Consider the following 16,808-nt stretch of genomic DNA (forward strand, 5'->3'; position numbering starts at 1 on the left):
ATCTGCACGCTGTCGCGGCGGATTGAGGTTCAGGGGTGTGACGCTGTGCCCCGGGACGTTTCGTGGTCCGGTTCGTCGTCCGCGTAATGTGACGCCAGGGCGGCGCACATCATCAGCTGGACCTGGTGGAAGATCATCAACGGTAGAATGAGCAGACCGAGTTCCCCGGTACCGAAGATGACGGCCGCCATCGGCAATCCGGTGGCGAGAGACTTCTTCGTTCCACAGAACTGGATGGCGAGAGTATCCGCCCGATTGAACCCCAGACGTTGTGCGCCGAAGCGCGTGAGCCACAGCATGAATGCGACGAGGGCGACGGAGAACAGCACCAGCCCCATCAGGTCCAGGGGTGTCACCCGAGACCAGATGCCCTCCACCATTCCCGCCGAGAACGCCGAATAGACCACCATGGTGATGGAGCCCCGGTCGATGATCTTCGTCGCAGAATGGGACACGATCGATCTGATCCACGGCCGCACGAGCTGTCCCAGGAAGAAAGGCAGGAGGAGCTGAATTGCGATGTCGAGGAAGACCTGACCGCTGACTTGGACGTGACCCCCCTGACTCATCAACAGCATCACCAGCAGCGGTGTGAGGACCACGCCGAGCAGATTCGACGCAGAGGCACTGATGATCGCCCCCGCGACGTTCCCCCGCGCGATCGAGGTGAAGGCCACCGAGGATTGAACGGTTGACGGAACCAGGGTCAGGTACACGATCCCCAGGAACAGTCCCGTGGGGAACAGTCGCTCGAAGGGCATGAGTGCGACACCGATGAGCGGGAAGACCACGTAGGTGAAAGCGAGGATGGCGAGGTGCAATCTCCAGTGCCGGAGACCCGCCAGCGCCTCGGGCGTCGAGAGGCGTGCCCCATAGACGAAGAAGAGCAGCGCGATCGCCATCTTCGTCGCCGCGGAGAATACGGTCGCCGTCTCATCCCGGACAGGCAGCACGACGGCGAGGAGAACAGCGAGTAGAATGAGGACGATCAAAGGATCGGTTCGCGGGCGTCTGATACGACTGGGCATGGAGACAGTCTAAGGGGTCCCCTGAACCGGATCGACCTCCCAGAGATCGGGCGGAGCTTCAGGGTCGGCCCGACACTGTGGCTTTCCTGTGGGAGCATGGGGTCATGACCTCCAATCATCCCGAGTCCCTGGTACCCGCAGACCGAACGATAGAGGATCGGGGCACACCCGTCTCGACAGGCCCACCGCATGTTGTGAGGAAAGCCGTGGGATGGGCCACGATCGTGGCTTTTGTGCTGCTCTTCGCGGCGCTGCAGTTTCTGGCCGCCGGCGCCGGAGATTCCGATCGGGCTCCCCAGGGGCTTCCGGATACCGCTGAGTCCGCCCGGGCCGGGCGACTCCAGGAACGTTTCCCAGGCGGTGACAACCTGCCCGCTGTGCTGGTGTACTCCACCGACGACACGCTGAGCGTCGACCAGTTGGAGGCGATCAACGGATCGGTAGCGCGGCTCGCGGGAACGGAGCTGCCCGATGGGCAGACGCTGCAAGGTGTGGGGCCGACGGTGCCGCTGTCGGAGCGTGCCGCGCAGGCGACGGTCCTGCTGCCGGCGGACCTGGACGGCTTCGGGCTCAGCGACGCAGTGACCGAGCTCCGGGTATCCTCCCGCGAGAACCTGCCCCTCGGAGTCCGTGTTGAGGTGACCGGCCCGGCGGGCTTCGCGGCGGACACCGCGGCGGCGTTCTCGGGTGCCAATGTCACACTGCTTGCCGTCACTGCCGCGGTTGTCGCGGTGCTGCTTATTCTCACCTACCGCTCCCCCATACTCTGGCTCGTCCCTCTGGTCGTCGTCGCTCTCTCGGATCGGGCCGCCGCTGCGGTTACCGCCTGGCTCTCCTCGACCACGGGATGGTTCGCCAACGACGGATCCACCGCAGGAATCACCTCGGTGCTGGTGTTCGGTGCCGGGACCAACTACGCGTTGCTGCTGGTAAGCAGGTATCGGGAAGAGCTGAGGATGCGGTCGTGCCACCGGCAGGCCCTGGGCAGCGCCCTGCGGGGTGCGACCCCGGCCATTCTGTCGTCGAACCTGACCGTCGTGCTCGCGCTGCTCACTCTCACCGCGGCGACGGTTCCGGCATTCCGGAGCCTCGGTATATCGAGTGCGATCGGACTGCTGCTTGCCCTTCTCTTCGCACTCGTTCTCCTGCCCGCACTGCTCGCGATCTGTGGCCGGGGGCTGTTCTGGCCGAGGATTCCCCGCGCTGACGGACACCCGCAGACAGACGATGGCGGAGTTTTCGGTCGGGTCGCTGCCGCGGTCGCCCGACGCCCGGGCGCCGTACTCGCCGTGATGGTCCTCGTCCTCCTCTGCATGACCGCCGGGCTCTCCGGTACGCGATTCGGATTGTCCACGACCGAACAGTTCCGGACCGACTCCGAGGCCGTCGCAGGGCAACGCACCCTCGCCGAGAACGCACCCGCCGGGGCATCCGCTCCACTGGTTGTCATCGCGGATGCGGACGCGGCACCTGGGATCAGGGATGAGATCAGCGCACACCCGGACCTCACCGTTCTCGGTCCACCGGTGGAGAGCACCGACGGGGGACTCGCCCGGCTCACGGTTCTACCGGACGCGGAACCCGCCTCGCCCCGGTCCTTCGAGCTGATCCACGATACCCGGAACATCGCACGCGCGGCAGACCCGGATGCCGTCGTCGGTGGTGCGGCAGCCCGGGATCTGGACAGCCGTGACGCCACCCTGAGGGATCTACGGGTCTGCGTACCCCTGATTCTGCTGGTGGTGTTCCTGGTTCTCGTGGTGGTGCTGCGTGCCGTTCTGGCTCCGTTCCTGCTGCTCGCGGCCGCGGCACTGTCCACCACCGCCGCCCTCGGTGTGGGCGCCTGGATATCCGATCACATCTTCGGGTTCCCGGGCCTGGACACTGCCGCTCCCCTCTACTCCATCCTGTTCCTGGTTGCGCTCGGGATCGACTACACCGTTTTCCTTGTGCTCCGTGCCAAGGAAGAGAGCGAGGGAAGAGATGTCCGACGGGGGATGGTGCGCGCGGTGGGGCTCACCGGCGGGGTGATCACCTCGGCCGGGATCGTTCTGGCGGCGGTATTCGCGGTACTCGGGGTGCTTCCCCTCATCACCCTCACCCAGGTCGGCATCATCGTCGGCTTCGGCATCCTGCTCGACACCTTCCTGGTCCGCACGCTCGTCGTGCCGGCACTCTTCGAGCTCATCGGCGAGCGGATCTGGTGGCCTGCCCGGTCAGCGGAACCCGCAGCCGCGTGCACCGCGGAGTAGGTGGCGGACGACAGAAGACCCCGGGCCACGGCCCGGGGTCTTCTGCGTTGTGCGGATGGCCAATACCGGCGTCGATGTTCCACGTGAAACATCGACCACGGCGGGACCGGGTGGCTGCGGTCACGAAGCGGTGAGTGTGGTCCCGGCGGCGCTGAGCTTGGCCGGATCCAGCGGCGCCCGTGCGGGCCCCTCGACGACGCTCCCGTCCTCGATGCTGAACACGGAGTTGTGCTTCGGACAGCGGACGGTGTCGCCCTCGACGACCTCCACCTTCGCGCCCTGATGGGGGCAGATGGTCGAATAGGCGTGGAAGACACCCGATGTCGGCTGTGCGATGATGAAGTTTCCCACGACGACCGCACTCCCCACTGGTACGTCCTCCGCCTCCACTGATGCGGGAGTTTGCTTCCCGCCGCATGCGGCGAGGACGGCGCCGGCGAAGGTCGTGGCGGTCCCGACCAGGAACAGGCGACGGCTGCAGGACGGTGAGTGGGCTTTCCGGGAGTCATCTTGGCAGCTCATAGGCCCAGTATCTCCCATCCGGACAGTCGTGTCACAAACGGTGAGGCTGACCTATCCTCCCCGGATGGCGCCGGGGTGCTCCCCGGTGGTTGACAACGTCATGGGGTGATCATCCACCATCCGGATCACCTGATCTCCCGCCGGGATGCAGCCCTGGTGCCGGTGAGGGTACACGCGACGCCGATGGCGACCAGCAGAGCGGTCTTCCACCCGGTTTCGGAGACATCGGTGCTGGTCGGGGTGTGGCTGAATACCGAGGCATCGATGATCCAGTCCGGTGCGTTGAACACGGGCCCGAAGATCCAGATCAGTGCGCAGACGATGAGCGGAAGCCAGGCGAGTGTCGCGAACCGGGGACTTGCTCCAACCAGCAGTAGCGCGATTCCGGTCAACGCTGCCGCGGGGCCGATCTGGGTGAGGAAACTCACGGTGATCGCCGTCGCCGTCTCCCCGGCGTCGTCGGCACCTGGGATCCCCCCGATGAGACCTCCAACTGTTCCGAGTACCACGAGGAGGATAACCGTCACCCAGCTTGACCGGGCGATGGACCGGTGCGGGGCTCCACGGGAGACACCACATGATCGGATCAGGTCCACTGTGCGGTGGTTCTCCTCCGACCTGAGGTGGAGCGATGTCTGGATACCCGCGGCCCCGATCAGAATTCCGATCTGGGCCGCGCAGTAGGCGAAGAACGAAGGCACGATATCGCCGTTGCCGAAGATCGTCCCGACCCGTTCGGCCAGCGCCGTCTGGTGCCCGTCGATGGTGAGAGAATCGATCACGGTCTGGAGGAGTGAACACAGCACCACCGCGAACACCACGACCGGGATCAGCCAACCGATCCTGGTGCCACGGTCGAGTACTCGGCGGAGTGCAACCAGGCTGTTCAGGCGGCGGGGCGCCTTCGGCTTGGGGTCTCCGAACGCGATCAGAGGCCTTCCGAACTCGCGGTGTTTCTCCACCGCCACGAGTCCGAGGCTACAGCCGAGACACAGGATCGCGAGGCCACCGAGGGCCGCCCAGTTGTTCGAGTCGTAGGGCGACGCAATCGCGCGCCAACCCAGTGGGCTGACCCAGTTGAGGTGCGGAACATCCCGACTGTCCGCCACCGCGCGGATGACGAATTGAACAGCGAGAGCTCCGAAGGCCGCACGGCGGAGGTTCGCGGGATCCCGGACGAAGAGTGTGCACGCGGCGGTCAGGAAAGCTGTTCCGAGGACGGACAGGAGGACGGTTGCGCCGAGAACCAGGGAGCCCTCCGGGGGAAGATCCCCGACAGCCGAGTTCGCGACGATCATCACGGCGCTGGTGCCCGCGCCGAGGAGCAGACCGCTGATTGCTGCCGTGGTCAGGGCAGCTGCGGGTACGGATCCGGGGCGAAGGCCCGCCGCACGGATCAACTCACCGGCCCCGGCCTGTTCCGGTCCCCTGAAGAGGCCGGTCACGAGCAGTACCGTCATTACTCCGGCGAGCAGCGTGAGGAGCGCTCCACCCTCGAGTGACACCAGCTGCCCGAGTGAACCACTCTCGGGTGCCCGACCGTACATCGCCTCGATGACGGCATTGCCCCGGAAGGCATCGGCGGCGAGCTTCCTGGACGCCGGATCCGGGTACTGGTTGTCGTATCCGGGAGGCAGCGCGCCGATCAATCCCAGGAGCGGGACGATCCACAGCAGCAGAAAGCGGCGACGCAGCCGGAGATTGAATCTCGTCAGGGACAGTGTTTCGGTGATCATCGTTCCTCCGCGTAGTGGCTGAGGAAGATGTCCTCCAGTGATGCAGGCGTGCTCGTGATGTCGTGACCGCCGCTCTCGATGATCCGGTGGAGGAGTGCGGTGCTCTCCTCCCGGTCGACGGTCGCGGTCAAACGGGATCCCTCGGCGGTCACCGCCGCGAGAGAACGGAAGGTATCGGGTACTCCCCCGTCGAACTGTGCGGAGACATGGTGGGCCGAAATCTGTTTCAGGTCGTCGACCCGGCCCCTCAGTACCACCCTGCCGGATTTAATCACTGTGACGGAATCGCAGAGCTTCTCCACCTCACTCATAATGTGACTGCTGAGCAGTACGGTCGCTCCCCTCTGCGCCTCCTTGGTGAGTTGTTCCCCGAAAACCTGTTCCATCAGTGGATCGAGCCCGGATGTGGGCTCGTCGAGAATCAGGAGATCGGCGCCCGCTGACAGAGCGGCGACGAGGAGGATCTTACGCCGGTTGCCCGTGGAGTAGTCCCGGTTCCGGCGGTTGACATCGAGCTGGAAGGCCTCGATCAGCTCCTCCCGTCGCGCCTCATCCACACCTCCGCCCCGCAGCTTGGCCAGAAAGTGGATCGTCTCCGCTCCGGTGAGCTGCGGCCACAGGGTCACCTCGGCGGGGACGTACGCCACGCGGCGGAGTACCCCCGGGTCTGATCGTGGATCGCTCCCGAGGACCTGGATTCTCCCGGAATCGGGGTGCAGCAGTCCGAGCAGGATTCTGATCGTGGTTGATTTTCCGGCGCCGTTGGGCCCGAGGAAACCGTGGACGCTCCCCTCCCCCACCTCCAGGGTGAGTCCGTCGAGGGCGCGGACGGTGCCGAACGTTTTGGAGAGGCTCTCACAGAGCAGTGGTTTCACGTGAAACTCCCTTGTTTATCGAGCGGTTCTGGAGTGTGTGGGGTGTCATCGGGTTCGGGGCGGGAAGGGGCGATTTCCGCGATCCGGGTACACAGGCGGCGGATTCTCGCATCCACGTACCGTGCCTCTACCGGGTCCGGGAAAGCGAGGAGTACGAGCTGCCGTGCGGGCTCCCGTTCAAGAGATCGGAGGTGCCGGGAAATGGCCTCTATGGTTCGCCGGTCACCGATTGTCCGCAAAACGTCAATGAAGTGGTCGGCGGTTGCTTCGGCTGTTTCGGTGACCGCTTCGGGATCCAGCTGATGGATGCGGGCGAAACAGTTGATGTCGTCCCGGAATCCCTTCAACGCGGATTCGTCGAGTTCGGACACCGATTTGAACACGTCACCGGGTATCAGGCCGCGGTGGAGAAACAGCTGAATGAGTTGTTTCTCTCTTCGGATGAGTGCCATGGAACGCTCATCGTCCACCCCTGCGGTCAAACGAGCATAGAGGTCGTCGAGCTGGCTCGGCAGCGGAGGAATTAGGTCGAACTGGGATTCCGATGGTTCCCCGAGGCATCGGCCAGACAGTCCTGAGCGGAGATCCCGGAGGCGGTTCCGTTGGTTTTCCAGAGTCGCTATCTGCTGATTGATGGCGTCTTCCGTGGCCTGGAGTTCCCGTGCTACATCGATACCGTCATCCGCGATGAGGTTCTGGATTGACGCGAGCGACAGACCCGATCTGCGCAGGTGACGTATCCTCTCGACCCTGATGAGATGTTCGAGGCCGTAGTCCCGGATGCCAGCCCCATCGGGTACGGGGAGCAGGCCTATCTGGTGGTAGTAGCGGATTGTCCGCACTGTTGTGTCGGTGTATTCGGCCAGCTCCTTCACTCTCATGGCTCAATGGAACACTGTGACGCTACGTCACTGTCAAGAGGCCGAGAACAATGTGATGAAGCAGGCAGCACGTTAGATGGCGGTGGAGCAGGATGAGCTAAAAGAAAGCCCCATGTTTCACGTGAAACATGGGGCCCTCGGTGCTGGGTCTATCGCCGCGTTGCGGCTTTCATGCCCGCCGTGAAATCACGCAGCTCCCCGAGGAGAGCCGGGAGGTTGTCGACGGTCCGGGTATCCGGGGAGGTACCCACGCAGTGGTTCTCGATGATCCGCGTGATCGCCGAACCGGAGATTGCGCCGGCTGCACCTGCGTCGATGGCAGCCCGGACATGATCGGGAGTGGAAATGCCGAAGCCCAACAGGGCGGGTGCTCCACCAAATCTGCGCAGGTTCGCGACGACATCAGCCAGCCCGTCGGTACTCGAGGCAGTTTCGGTTCCGGTCACACCCACGCGGGAGACTGCGTAGATGTATCCCCGGGAATGGGCCGCGACCCCGGCGAGTGTCCGCTCCGAAGCGTGGGGCGGGGCGATGAAGATTTGGTCTATTCCAGCAGCCTCCGCATCGGCGGAGAACGCCGCCCCCTCCCGGACGGGAACGTCAGGGATGAGCACCGAGTCGGCGCCGGCTTCCGCGACAGCGGCATAGAATTCGCGGCTACCCCGGGCGAAGGGGACATTGCCGTAAATGAGCAGGCCAATGGGGAGGTCGGGCCAGGTGTCACGAACACGACGGATGATAGAGAATGCAGAGTCCACATCCACGCCGGCGTCGAGCGCACGGATGTGTGCCGCCTGGATCGTGGGGCCGTCGGCGACCGGGTCGGAGAACGGCACACCCAGTTCGAGGGCGTCCGCTCCGCCGTCGACGAGCGCACGGATGATCTCGAAGGAGGTCTCCGCGTCCGGATCGCCGAGCATCACGAAGGGGACGAAGGCTCCCTCTCCGGCGGCGGCGAGGCGCTGGAACAGTGCGGGATAGCGGCTCATCGGTTGTCCTCCATGACGAGTTCGGGGTGATCGGCGAGGGTACGGCGGACGTGATCGACATCCTTGTCCCCTCGTCCGGATAGTGAGACGAGAATCGTGATCTCCCGACCGTCCTCCTCGGCGGCTGCGGCACGCTTGAGGGCGTACGCGAGTGCATGGGAGGACTCCAGGGCGGGGATGATCCCCTCGTAGCGGCTGAGCATCTGTAATGCCTCCAGCGCTTCGGCATCGGTGATGCCGACGTAGGTGGCGCGACCCGATTCATGTAGATATGCGTGCTGTGGGCCGACACCCGGGTAATCCAGTCCGGCGGAGATGGAGTAACTCTCCTCCACCTGACCGTCCGAGGTACGCATGAGGTACGAGCGTGCGCCGTGGAGAATACCGATCTTCCCGGCGTGGATCGGCGCGCCGTGACGTCCTGAATTGAGGCCCTCCCCCGCCGGCTCCACGCCGACGAGTTCCACGGAGGGTTCATCGATGAAGTCGGCGAACATTCCGATGGCGTTCGATCCGCCGCCGACGCAGGCCGTCACCACGTCCGGCAGCCCGCCGGTCCGTTCGAGCATCTGGGCCTTCGCCTCGGTGGAGATGATCCGGTGAAACTCACGGACGATCGTCGGGAAAGGATGGGGCCCGGCGGCGGTCCCGAGCAGGTAATGCGACTCGTGGAACGTGGCGGTCCAGTCCCGCAATGCCTCGTTGACGGCGTCCTTGAGCGTGCCAGCCCCGGAAGTCACGGGAACGACCTTCGCGCCCATCAGCTCCATCCGGTAGACGTTGGGCTGCTGGCGTCGGACATCCTCGGCACCCATGTAGATGACGCACTCGAGGTCGAGCAGGGCGCACGCGAGCGCCGTGGCCGTGCCGTGCTGGCCGGCACCGGTTTCCGCGATGATGCGGGTCTTGCCCATCCGCTTGGCCAGGAGCGCCTGGCCGATGACCTGATTGGTCTTGTGGGCACCACCGTGCACGAGATCCTCTCGTTTCAGGAAGATCCGCGCCAGGCCGCGCCCCTTACCCGCCAGCGGAAGGTTCGAGCATTCCGTCAGCGGAGTGGGGCGGCCGAGATAGTCGCGGAGATAGTCGGCGAGTTCCGTCCGGAACCCGGGGTCATCCATCGCGTCGACGAAGGCCTTCTCCAGCTGGTCGAGCGCCGGGATGAGGAGCTCGGGTACGTACTGTCCGCCGAACTGACCGAAATAGGCGGGCAGAATGGTCGCTCCCCCGGATGTGTCCGGAGTGGTCGAATCGTGATCGGGAGGGGTCATGACGCTACCGCCTGTTCGTTGTTGAAGGTTCGTATCATGGTGAATGCCTGCCCCAGTCGGGCGGTGTCCTTGTGGCCGGACCAGATAGCCGCATCCGGCCTGTATTCGAGTGCCGAATTCAGGTCGACTCCCGCGCAGCCGACGGTGAGGGCAGCGTTGAGATTTTCCACACCGATTCCCCCGGCAAGTAGTGAATGCCGCTTCACGGTCTCCGGGATCGTCGACCAGTCGAAGGATGTGCCGCTGCCCCCCGCACCGGAATCCAGGACGAATCGGTCGACGGGCGAGTCCCCGTCCACGAGTGCCGCGAGGGTGTCGGCAGCTCCGGGCGTCGACATGGAGAATGCACGCCACAGTTCCACGTGGGCGGGTAGCTCACCCCGGAGGCGTCGAACCAGTTCTGCTTCCTCTTCGACCGTACCGAGGGGGCAGTGGACCTGCACGGCTGCCACACCGTCGAGGCACAGGGCGTCGTAACCCGAGCTGCGCCGACTGACCGCGACGTATTTCAAACCGGGTTCGGCCGCGATAATCGCGGATGCGGTGGCGGCGTCCAGCGCGCGAGGTGATGCCTCTTCGAAGATGAGCCCACCGTAGACCGCACCGGCGGCCCGAGCGGCCTGGGCGGCATTCGGCGTCCTCAGTCCGCACACCTTGTTCGGACCGTAGACGAGCTCCCGCGCGGCAGTGTCGATGTCGGGTTGGCCGGTCAGTTGGGAGCCGACGAGGAACCCGTTGACATGCCGCCCTATACGACGGACGGTGGAGTTATCTCGGATTCCCGATTCAGCGATCAGGACGGCATTCTCCGGGGCGAGGGGCGCGAGTTCCGCGGAGCGGGAGAGATCGATGCTCAGATCGTGGAGGTTGCGGTGGTTGATCCCGATGATTCTCGCACCGAGGTAGCGGGCACGCCGCATCTCCTCCTCGTCGACAACCTCGGTGAGGATATCGAGCCCGAGTCGGTGTGCTTCCTGCGCGAGGCGGGTGTAGGTCTCATCGTCGAGGACGGACAACATGAGGAGGATGGCGTCGGCCCCGAAATAGCGGGCTGCGTGGATCTGTACTTCGTCGATGATGAAGTCCTTGCACAGGACCGGCAGGTGCGTGGACATTGCCACGGTGGCGAGGTGGTCGTAGTCACCGCCGAACCTGTCAGGCTCACAGAGAACGGAGATGCCTGAGGCGTAGCGGGAGTAGATCCGCGCGATGTCACCGGGCTGGTAGTGCTCACGGATGAGCCCCAGTGACGGAGAGGCGGACTTGCACTCCATGATGAAACGGTTCACTCCCCTACCTCGGCCGGGTAGGTCCCCACCGAGGCTCGCGAAGAGACTACGCCTTGAGCGGGGCAGTGCCTCCGGGTTCACGTGGCTGATGCGGTGGCGGATGCCCTCGAGGTGCCCCCTGCGGGCGGTGACTATCCCCTCGAGGACCGTCGGCATCGAATGGGCGTCAGGCATAGTACGCCTCCTCGTGAGTCGCGAGCCAGGTCTCCACCGTCTTGTCGGCGAGAAGCTGCTTCGCCCTCGCCACACCGTCGGCGATGGTGTCCGTGTCACCGTTGAGGTAGAACAGCGCACCGGCGTTGACGGCGATCGCGTCTAGGTGAGCCTCGGGACCGGTGCCAGCAAAGGTGGCCCTGATGTGTCCCGCGTTTTCTTCGCCGTCACCTCCCACAAGATCCTCCAGCGGGTGCGTGCGAACCCCGAGGCCCTCTGGGGTGAGTTCGTGGGAGGTCACGGAGCCGTCGCGCAGCTCCCAGACGGTGGTGGGGCCGTGGACGGCGATCTCATCGGTCCCCGACCCGTGGACGACCAGCGCCCGGCTGCGGCCGAGCTCGCGCATCACCTCGATGATCGCTGGGCCGAGTTCGGGACGGGCGATGCCCATCAGCTGAAGGTGCGGCTTAGCTGGGTTGAGCAGTGGACCCAGAATGTTAAAAATCGTGGGTACCTTCAGCTCCTTCCGTACGGGCATCACGTGGGCGATCGCCGGGTGATACGCCGGTGCGAAGAGGAAGGTGAAGTTGGAGGCCCGGAGTTGGCGCTCCGCGCGCTCGGGATCGAGGTCCAGGGGGATGTTCAGGGCCTCGAGAACGTCGGCGGAACCGGATCGCGAGCTGACGGAACGGTTACCATGTTTGACCATCGTCACTCCCCCGGCTGCGGCGACGAGAGCCGCGGCGGTCGAGATGTTGATGGTGTTTGCTCCGTCGCCTCCCGTACCGCAGGAATCCATGACGCCTTCTCCGCTGATGGGGAAGGGACGGGCCGCACTGATGAAGGCCTGAGCGGCTCCGGCGATGTCGGCGGCGGTCTCCCCGCGGGTGCGCAGAGTCGCCAGGAGTGCGGCGATCTGGGTGGCCGAGTAGGACCCGGTCGTCAGCGGATCGAAGACGGCACGTGCTTCGTCAACCGACGGCTCGCGGTTGTCCAGGTAGGCGGTGAGTAGCGTGCCGGGGTCAGTGTGCGTCATCGTTGATTCCTTCTCGGGTCTTGGTGAGCAGCGTCTCGACGCTGCGGGTGAGGATGTGGGGGCCGGAGGGACTGAGTACCGACTCGGGGTGGAACTGCAGCCCGAGGGCGGTCCCGTCGGTGGTTCGTGCGGCCATTGTGACCTCCCCGATCTCGGAGTCGCAGGTCGCCAGGGACACCATGCCCTCCGGGATCGTGGTGCAGCCGAGTGAGTGGTATCGGGCGATGGGGACCTTGCGTCCGGTGACACCGGGAAGGTCCGGTCCCGCGTCGACGGTGAGACCGCGGAACACGGGACTGTCGAGGCCCTCGTCCGTCAGGGTCATCAGGTCCGACGTGCCGTGGACGGGTCCGCAGGGCTCGACCCTGCCCCCGTGGTGGTCCAGGAGGGCCTGGAATCCCAGGCAGATCCCGAGGAGCGGAATCCGCCCCAGAACGGCGTCGATCAGCTCCATCATCGTGCCCGCGTCACGGGGATGCCCGGGCCCGGGTGACAGGCAGATCAGGTCGGGGTCACTGTCGAGGATGGTGGCCACGGGCACGGTGTTCCGGTAGACGGTGCAGTCGAATCCGGCGACGGCGAAGGCGTCGACCAGGTTGTAGACGAAGGAGTCCTGGTTGTCGATGAGGACGATGTGGGGTTGCGTGTCAGTCACCGGATGACCTCCAGGTTCGCGTCGGCGGCGATGGCGATGGCGTTGAGGACGGCGAACGCCTTGTGCAGTGATTCATCGGCTTCGGCCTGCGGCTTACTGTCACGGACGACCCCGGCCCCGGCCTGGACCACGGCCTGGCCGTCGCGGACGAAGGCCGACCGGATGACGATGCAGGTGTCCATGTCGCCGTTACCCCGCAGGTACCCCACGGCACCACCGTAGGAACCCCGCCTCTTTCCCTCGGTCTCCCTGAGGAGCTCCATGGCGCGCAGTTTCGGTGCCCCGGTCAATGTGCCCATGTTCATGCAGGCACGATATGCGTCGAGCGCGTCCAGTGTCGGGTCCAGATCTGCGGTCACGCGGCTCACCAGATGCATGACCCTGCTGTACCTGTCCACCTGGAGGAGATCGGCGACCCGGCGGGTGGCGGGTACAGCCACGCGGGCGAGGTCGTTTCGTGCGAGATCGACGAGCATGGTGTGCTCCGCGATCTCCTTGGCGTCGGTGCGAAGTTCGAGTTCAGCCCGGATATCGAGCTCGTCGTTGACGCTGCCGTCGGGGTTGAGCCCTCTCGGTCGGGTTCCGGCGATGGGGTACAGCTCGACCTGACGCGTGCTCGCGGTGAACTTGAGGTTCGATTCCGGGGATGCACCGAACAGCTCGTAGGACTCACCGTTGGCCCGGCCCCGGACGTAGAACATGTACGGGCTGGGGTTCGTTGCCCGCAGTGCCCGGTAGGCGGCGAAGGCGTCGGGACAGGGGGCGAGGAAGCTCCGCGCCGGGACCACCTGGTAGATGTCGCCGACCTCGATGTTCTTCTGCAGGCGGGCCACCTGGCCCCGGACCGTCGCGTCGTCCGTGTCCGCGGTGATGGTGAGGGTGTCGGTGGGATGGGCCGTGGGTACGTAGGCGTCGGCGTGGTCGGGTTCCGCGGTTGCGATCGCTTCCGCCAGCTCCGTGAGTTCGTGGGCGAGGCGGGCGGTCTCCGTCTCGCCCACACTGACGCCGACGAGTTCGGCGGTACCGGACTGGTGGTCGATGGTGAGGAGGACTTCGGCGACGAGGAACTGGTAGTCCGGGTAGGTGTTCTCACCGTCGGCGACCGCGGGGAGGTTCTCGAAGGTCTCGATGTAGTCGAAGGCGAAACCCCCGGCGATGAACGGCAGGGCACCTTCTTCATCGTGATACCCGGGGTCCTGCTGGAGGCGGCGCAACGGTTCGATCGTGGAGATCTCGGTGAGCCTGCGGCGCTCGTCGAGTTCCGTTCCCGTAGGGAAGCGGAATGAGACCAGACTCGCTCCCCTATCGGTCGAAGAGTGCTCGACCAGTCGGTCGGACAGCGTCTCCCGGAGACGTTTCACGTGAAACATTCCGGATTTCGTGAGTGGTTGGGCGCAGACCGTATTCCCGCGACACGTGACACGAACCGAACCGCGGAGCACCGCAACCGATGTGAGACCCTGTCTTGAGGTGATGTCAGCGCTCTCGAGGAGCACCGAATCGTCGACCGAGGTGCCGCCGAGGAAAGCGAAGAGGGTCGAGGCGTTCTCGTGGTAGCGCACAGGGATGCGGTGGATGGTGGCGCCGGGTACGGGGGCCGGAGCGGTCGTCCCGCCGGTTGTTGCGTCGGTGTCAATCACCTCGAATGGCCTTCCTGTGTTGTTGGGGTCGGGAGGTTCGGCCGCGTCACCCCGGGCGTTCTTTCTCCGGCGGGTACCGGCATGAAGAAAGGCTCGCTGCTTGGGGTTCAAGCGGGCGAGCCCTCGGGTGTTCGATTCTGACGGTGAAAAGACCGTCGCCTACATTCCGCGGCTCGCCTCGACAGCGTGCCACCACCACTGGGTGTGAAGGGTTACGGAAATGTTGGACATGGAGAACAGTTTAGCACCGCAGGCTCGTTCGCGTGCAACCGTTCTCGCTGGATGCTCCACCCCTTGACGGGTGTAAATCGTCTCTCGGAGAGCGGCGCGGGAAGCGTTCGGTGTGGCGGTTTCTTCGTTTATTTCGGTTGCCGGGGTGTGGTCCCCGGGGTATGGGACACATTAACGTCGGTGACGTAAAGATGGTGTTCAGAGTACACTGATACTGATAAACTGAAAGAGAAATACGGGGATACGAACTCTGTCCGGTTTCCGGTTCGGATCTGATGAGCCTCCCCCGTCACCCCAGGAGAAAGGTGTTCACCGTGGCAACAACCGATTACACGACAGTGCTGGAAGAAGCGGGCGTCGGCAATCAGCACATCGTCGACTTCGTGAACGAATGGGCTGAGATTCTGCAGCCCGATTCCATTGAGGTCATCTCTGCTGAGGATGATCAGCGACTGATCGACTCCGCATTGGCCGACGATGAGATCCAGCCCGCCGGTGAAGGCCGCTACTACTCGCGCAGCTACCACAAGGACACCGCTCGCACGGAGGAAAAGACCGTCGTGGCGACCCACGATCCCGCAGATCGCGGTGAGTACAACAACTGGCGCGACGCTTCCGAAATCACCGCCGAGCAGAAGGCGAAGATGGCTGGGGCGTACCGGGGTAAGACGATGTACGTCCTCCCCTATCTGATGAGCCCGAAGGACTCGCCCTTCGCTCCGTGGGCCGCCGGTGTCGAACTCACCGACAACCGGACCGTCTGCCTGCACATGATCCGGATGGCCCGGGTCGGGATCGACTACCTCAGTGACCTCGAGGACCCGGACCATTTCGTCCGTGCCGTCCACGTCACCGGAGACCTCGAGAACCTCGGCCAGGGAACGGATGACGACCAGCGTTGCTTCGCGACGGTCGCCGACGAACGGACCATTCTGCACTACGGTTCCTCCTACGGTGGAAACGCCCTGCTCGGGAAGATTGCGCACGGCCTGCGTCAGGCTTGCTATGACGGTTGGGCCTCGGGAGAGTTCCTCGCCGAGCAGTTCATGCTCATCGGAATCCACGACAAAGTCACCGGTGAGCAGCGCTACATCTGCGGCGGGTTCCCGTCGGCTTCCGGCAAGACGAACCTCGCCATGATGCTTCCTCCGGACGGCCTTGGCGACCGCTACGAGGTGTTCTTCTACGGCGATGACATCGTGTGGCTTCGGGTGGGTGTCGACGGCCGACTCTACGGCATGAACCCGGAGTTCGGTGCCTTCGGTGTCGCCCCCAACACGAACCGCAACACCAACCCGACCGCGATTGATGCGATCGCCGAGGGAACCGGCACCCTGTTCACCAATGTTGCCTACAACACTAAGACGCACCAGGTCTGGTGGGAAGGAATGACTCCGGACTTCCCTGAGGATCTGGACGGATGGCTGGACTGGAAGGGCGAGGCTATCGCTGACCGGCCTGCGGAGCGTCAGCGTTCGGAGGAGAAGGGGGATGAGTGGGCGCACCCGAACTCCCGTTTCACCACTACCCTCGCGAACGTTCCGAACGTAGCACCTAATTACGAGGTGCCCGGTGGTGTTCCTGTTGACGCCATTATCTTCGGTGGGCGGGTGCGGGACCGCGAGCCGTTGATCCGTGCTTTCCGTGATCCCGCTGAGGGAGTTTACGACGGATTGACACTCGGCGCGGAGGCGACCGCTGCCGCCGAGGGCAAGGCCGGACAACTCCGCTACGACCCGATGTCGATGCGGCCGTTCATGGCGTACCCGGAGGGCCGCTACGCACAGCACTGGCTGAATATCTTTGATAAGGCGAAAGAAATCGGCGGAGAGAGTGCGCTGCCGGTGTTCGCGCATGTCAACTGGTTCCAGCGGGGTGCGGATGGTCGCTACATGTGGCCGGGTTACCGCGACAATCTCCGTGCTCTTCTGTGGCTGCTGGACTTCAAGGACGGCAAGGTTGAGGGAACTGAAACCCCGGTCGGCCTAATCCCGAAGCTCGACGAGCTGGACCTCACCGGATTCACCGGAGACAGGGACGATCTTGAGACGATCCTCACGATTGACCGGGATCTTTGGCTCCGGGAGATGGATTCTCGGGCGGAGCACCTGGGACATTTCGAGGGGCTTCCAGAGCGGATCTGGGAAGCACACCGTCGGGTGGAGAAGAATTTGAAGGATTCGGAGTAGTAGTCCGGAGCGGTTATCGCTGAGCTGTACCGAATAGTACAGCTAGTAGCAACGGGTGGGT

At 64.5% G+C, this 16,808-nt stretch carries 13 protein-coding genes; 2 read left to right on the forward strand and 11 right to left on the reverse strand.

The window, feature by feature from the left end; all coding sequences use genetic code 11:
- Positions 1–29: 29 nt before the first annotated feature.
- A complete protein-coding gene (locus JDV76_RS02420; RefSeq protein WP_198735250.1) occupies positions 30–1,028 on the reverse strand; it encodes a bile acid:sodium symporter family protein in 999 nt (332 codons plus the stop codon).
- A 206-nt stretch (positions 1,029–1,234) separates the two neighbouring features.
- Here JDV76_RS02420 and JDV76_RS02425 point away from each other — a divergent pair, with 206 nt between their 5' ends.
- Positions 1,235–3,280, forward strand: coding sequence for an MMPL family transporter (locus JDV76_RS02425; protein ID WP_248140740.1), 2,046 nt, complete (start codon positions 1,235–1,237; stop codon positions 3,278–3,280).
- Between the two features lie 120 nt (positions 3,281–3,400).
- Here the strand turns inward: JDV76_RS02425 and JDV76_RS02430 are convergent, their stop codons facing one another.
- From JDV76_RS02430 to JDV76_RS02475, 10 genes are all read right to left on the reverse strand, one after another.
- Entirely contained in the window at positions 3,401–3,748 is a 348-nt protein-coding gene (locus JDV76_RS02430) for a Rieske (2Fe-2S) protein (protein WP_198735350.1), read from the reverse strand.
- A gap of 179 nt (positions 3,749–3,927) precedes the next feature.
- Positions 3,928–5,538 (reverse strand): hypothetical protein, encoded by a 1,611-nt coding sequence (locus JDV76_RS02435; protein WP_198735251.1) that lies wholly within the window; start codon positions 5,536–5,538, stop codon positions 3,928–3,930.
- Complete coding sequence (locus tag JDV76_RS02440; RefSeq protein ID WP_248140741.1) at positions 5,535–6,413, reverse strand: ABC transporter ATP-binding protein; 879 nt, start codon at positions 6,411–6,413, stop codon at positions 5,535–5,537. The genes JDV76_RS02435 and JDV76_RS02440 overlap by 4 nt, the downstream gene beginning before the upstream one ends.
- Entirely contained in the window at positions 6,410–7,294 is an 885-nt protein-coding gene (locus JDV76_RS02445; RefSeq protein WP_198735252.1) for a MerR family transcriptional regulator, read from the reverse strand. Before JDV76_RS02445 ends, JDV76_RS02440 begins: the two co-directional genes overlap by 4 nt.
- 149 nt (positions 7,295–7,443) lie before the next feature.
- Complete coding sequence (gene trpA / locus JDV76_RS02450; protein WP_198735253.1) at positions 7,444–8,283, reverse strand: tryptophan synthase subunit alpha; 840 nt, start codon at positions 8,281–8,283, stop codon at positions 7,444–7,446.
- The gene (gene trpB, locus JDV76_RS02455) at positions 8,280–9,554 is read right to left on the reverse strand and encodes a tryptophan synthase subunit beta (protein WP_198735254.1); all 1,275 of its coding nucleotides are present in this window, start codon (positions 9,552–9,554) and stop codon (positions 8,280–8,282) included. The genes trpA and trpB overlap by 4 nt, the downstream gene beginning before the upstream one ends.
- On the reverse strand, positions 9,551–11,017 hold the full coding sequence (trpCF, locus tag JDV76_RS02460) for a bifunctional indole-3-glycerol-phosphate synthase TrpC/phosphoribosylanthranilate isomerase TrpF (protein ID WP_232958725.1): 1,467 nt from the start codon (positions 11,015–11,017) through the stop codon (positions 9,551–9,553). Before trpCF ends, trpB begins: the two co-directional genes overlap by 4 nt.
- Positions 11,010–12,032: an anthranilate phosphoribosyltransferase gene (trpD, locus tag JDV76_RS02465; RefSeq protein ID WP_198735255.1), complete on the reverse strand. Its 1,023-nt coding sequence runs from the start codon at positions 12,030–12,032 to the stop codon at positions 11,010–11,012. Before trpD ends, trpCF begins: the two co-directional genes overlap by 8 nt.
- Positions 12,019–12,687 (reverse strand): anthranilate synthase component II, encoded by a 669-nt coding sequence (locus tag JDV76_RS02470; protein ID WP_198735256.1) that lies wholly within the window; start codon positions 12,685–12,687, stop codon positions 12,019–12,021. Before JDV76_RS02470 ends, trpD begins: the two co-directional genes overlap by 14 nt.
- On the reverse strand, positions 12,684–14,264 hold the full coding sequence (locus JDV76_RS02475) for an anthranilate synthase component 1 (RefSeq protein ID WP_248140763.1): 1,581 nt from the start codon (positions 14,262–14,264) through the stop codon (positions 12,684–12,686). Before JDV76_RS02475 ends, JDV76_RS02470 begins: the two co-directional genes overlap by 4 nt.
- A gap of 608 nt (positions 14,265–14,872) precedes the next feature.
- Here JDV76_RS02475 and JDV76_RS02480 point away from each other — a divergent pair.
- Positions 14,873–16,747, forward strand: a complete 1,875-nt coding sequence (locus tag JDV76_RS02480; protein WP_248140743.1) for a phosphoenolpyruvate carboxykinase (GTP) — start codon at positions 14,873–14,875, stop codon at positions 16,745–16,747.
- Positions 16,748–16,808 lie beyond the last annotated feature (61 nt).

Source organism: Corynebacterium marambiense, assembly GCF_016342275.1.
Classification (GTDB): domain Bacteria; phylum Actinomycetota; class Actinomycetes; order Mycobacteriales; family Mycobacteriaceae; genus Corynebacterium; species Corynebacterium marambiense.

Coding starts and splice junctions, on each gene's coding strand:
- JDV76_RS02420 (WP_198735250.1), bottom strand. CDS start 1,028: ATGCCCAGTCGTATCAGACGCCCGCGAACCGATCCTTTGATCGTCCTC.
- JDV76_RS02435 (WP_198735251.1), bottom strand. CDS start 5,538: ATGATCACCGAAACACTGTCCCTGACGAGATTCAATCTCCGGCTGCGT.
- JDV76_RS02445 (WP_198735252.1), bottom strand. CDS start 7,294: ATGAGAGTGAAGGAGCTGGCCGAATACACCGACACAACAGTGCGGACA.
- trpA (WP_198735253.1), bottom strand. CDS start 8,283: ATGAGCCGCTATCCCGCACTGTTCCAGCGCCTCGCCGCCGCCGGAGAG.
- trpB (WP_198735254.1), bottom strand. CDS start 9,554: ATGACCCCTCCCGATCACGATTCGACCACTCCGGACACATCCGGGGGA.
- trpCF (WP_232958725.1), bottom strand. CDS start 11,017: ATGCCTGACGCCCATTCGATGCCGACGGTCCTCGAGGGGATAGTCACC.
- trpD (WP_198735255.1), bottom strand. CDS start 12,032: ATGACGCACACTGACCCCGGCACGCTACTCACCGCCTACCTGGACAAC.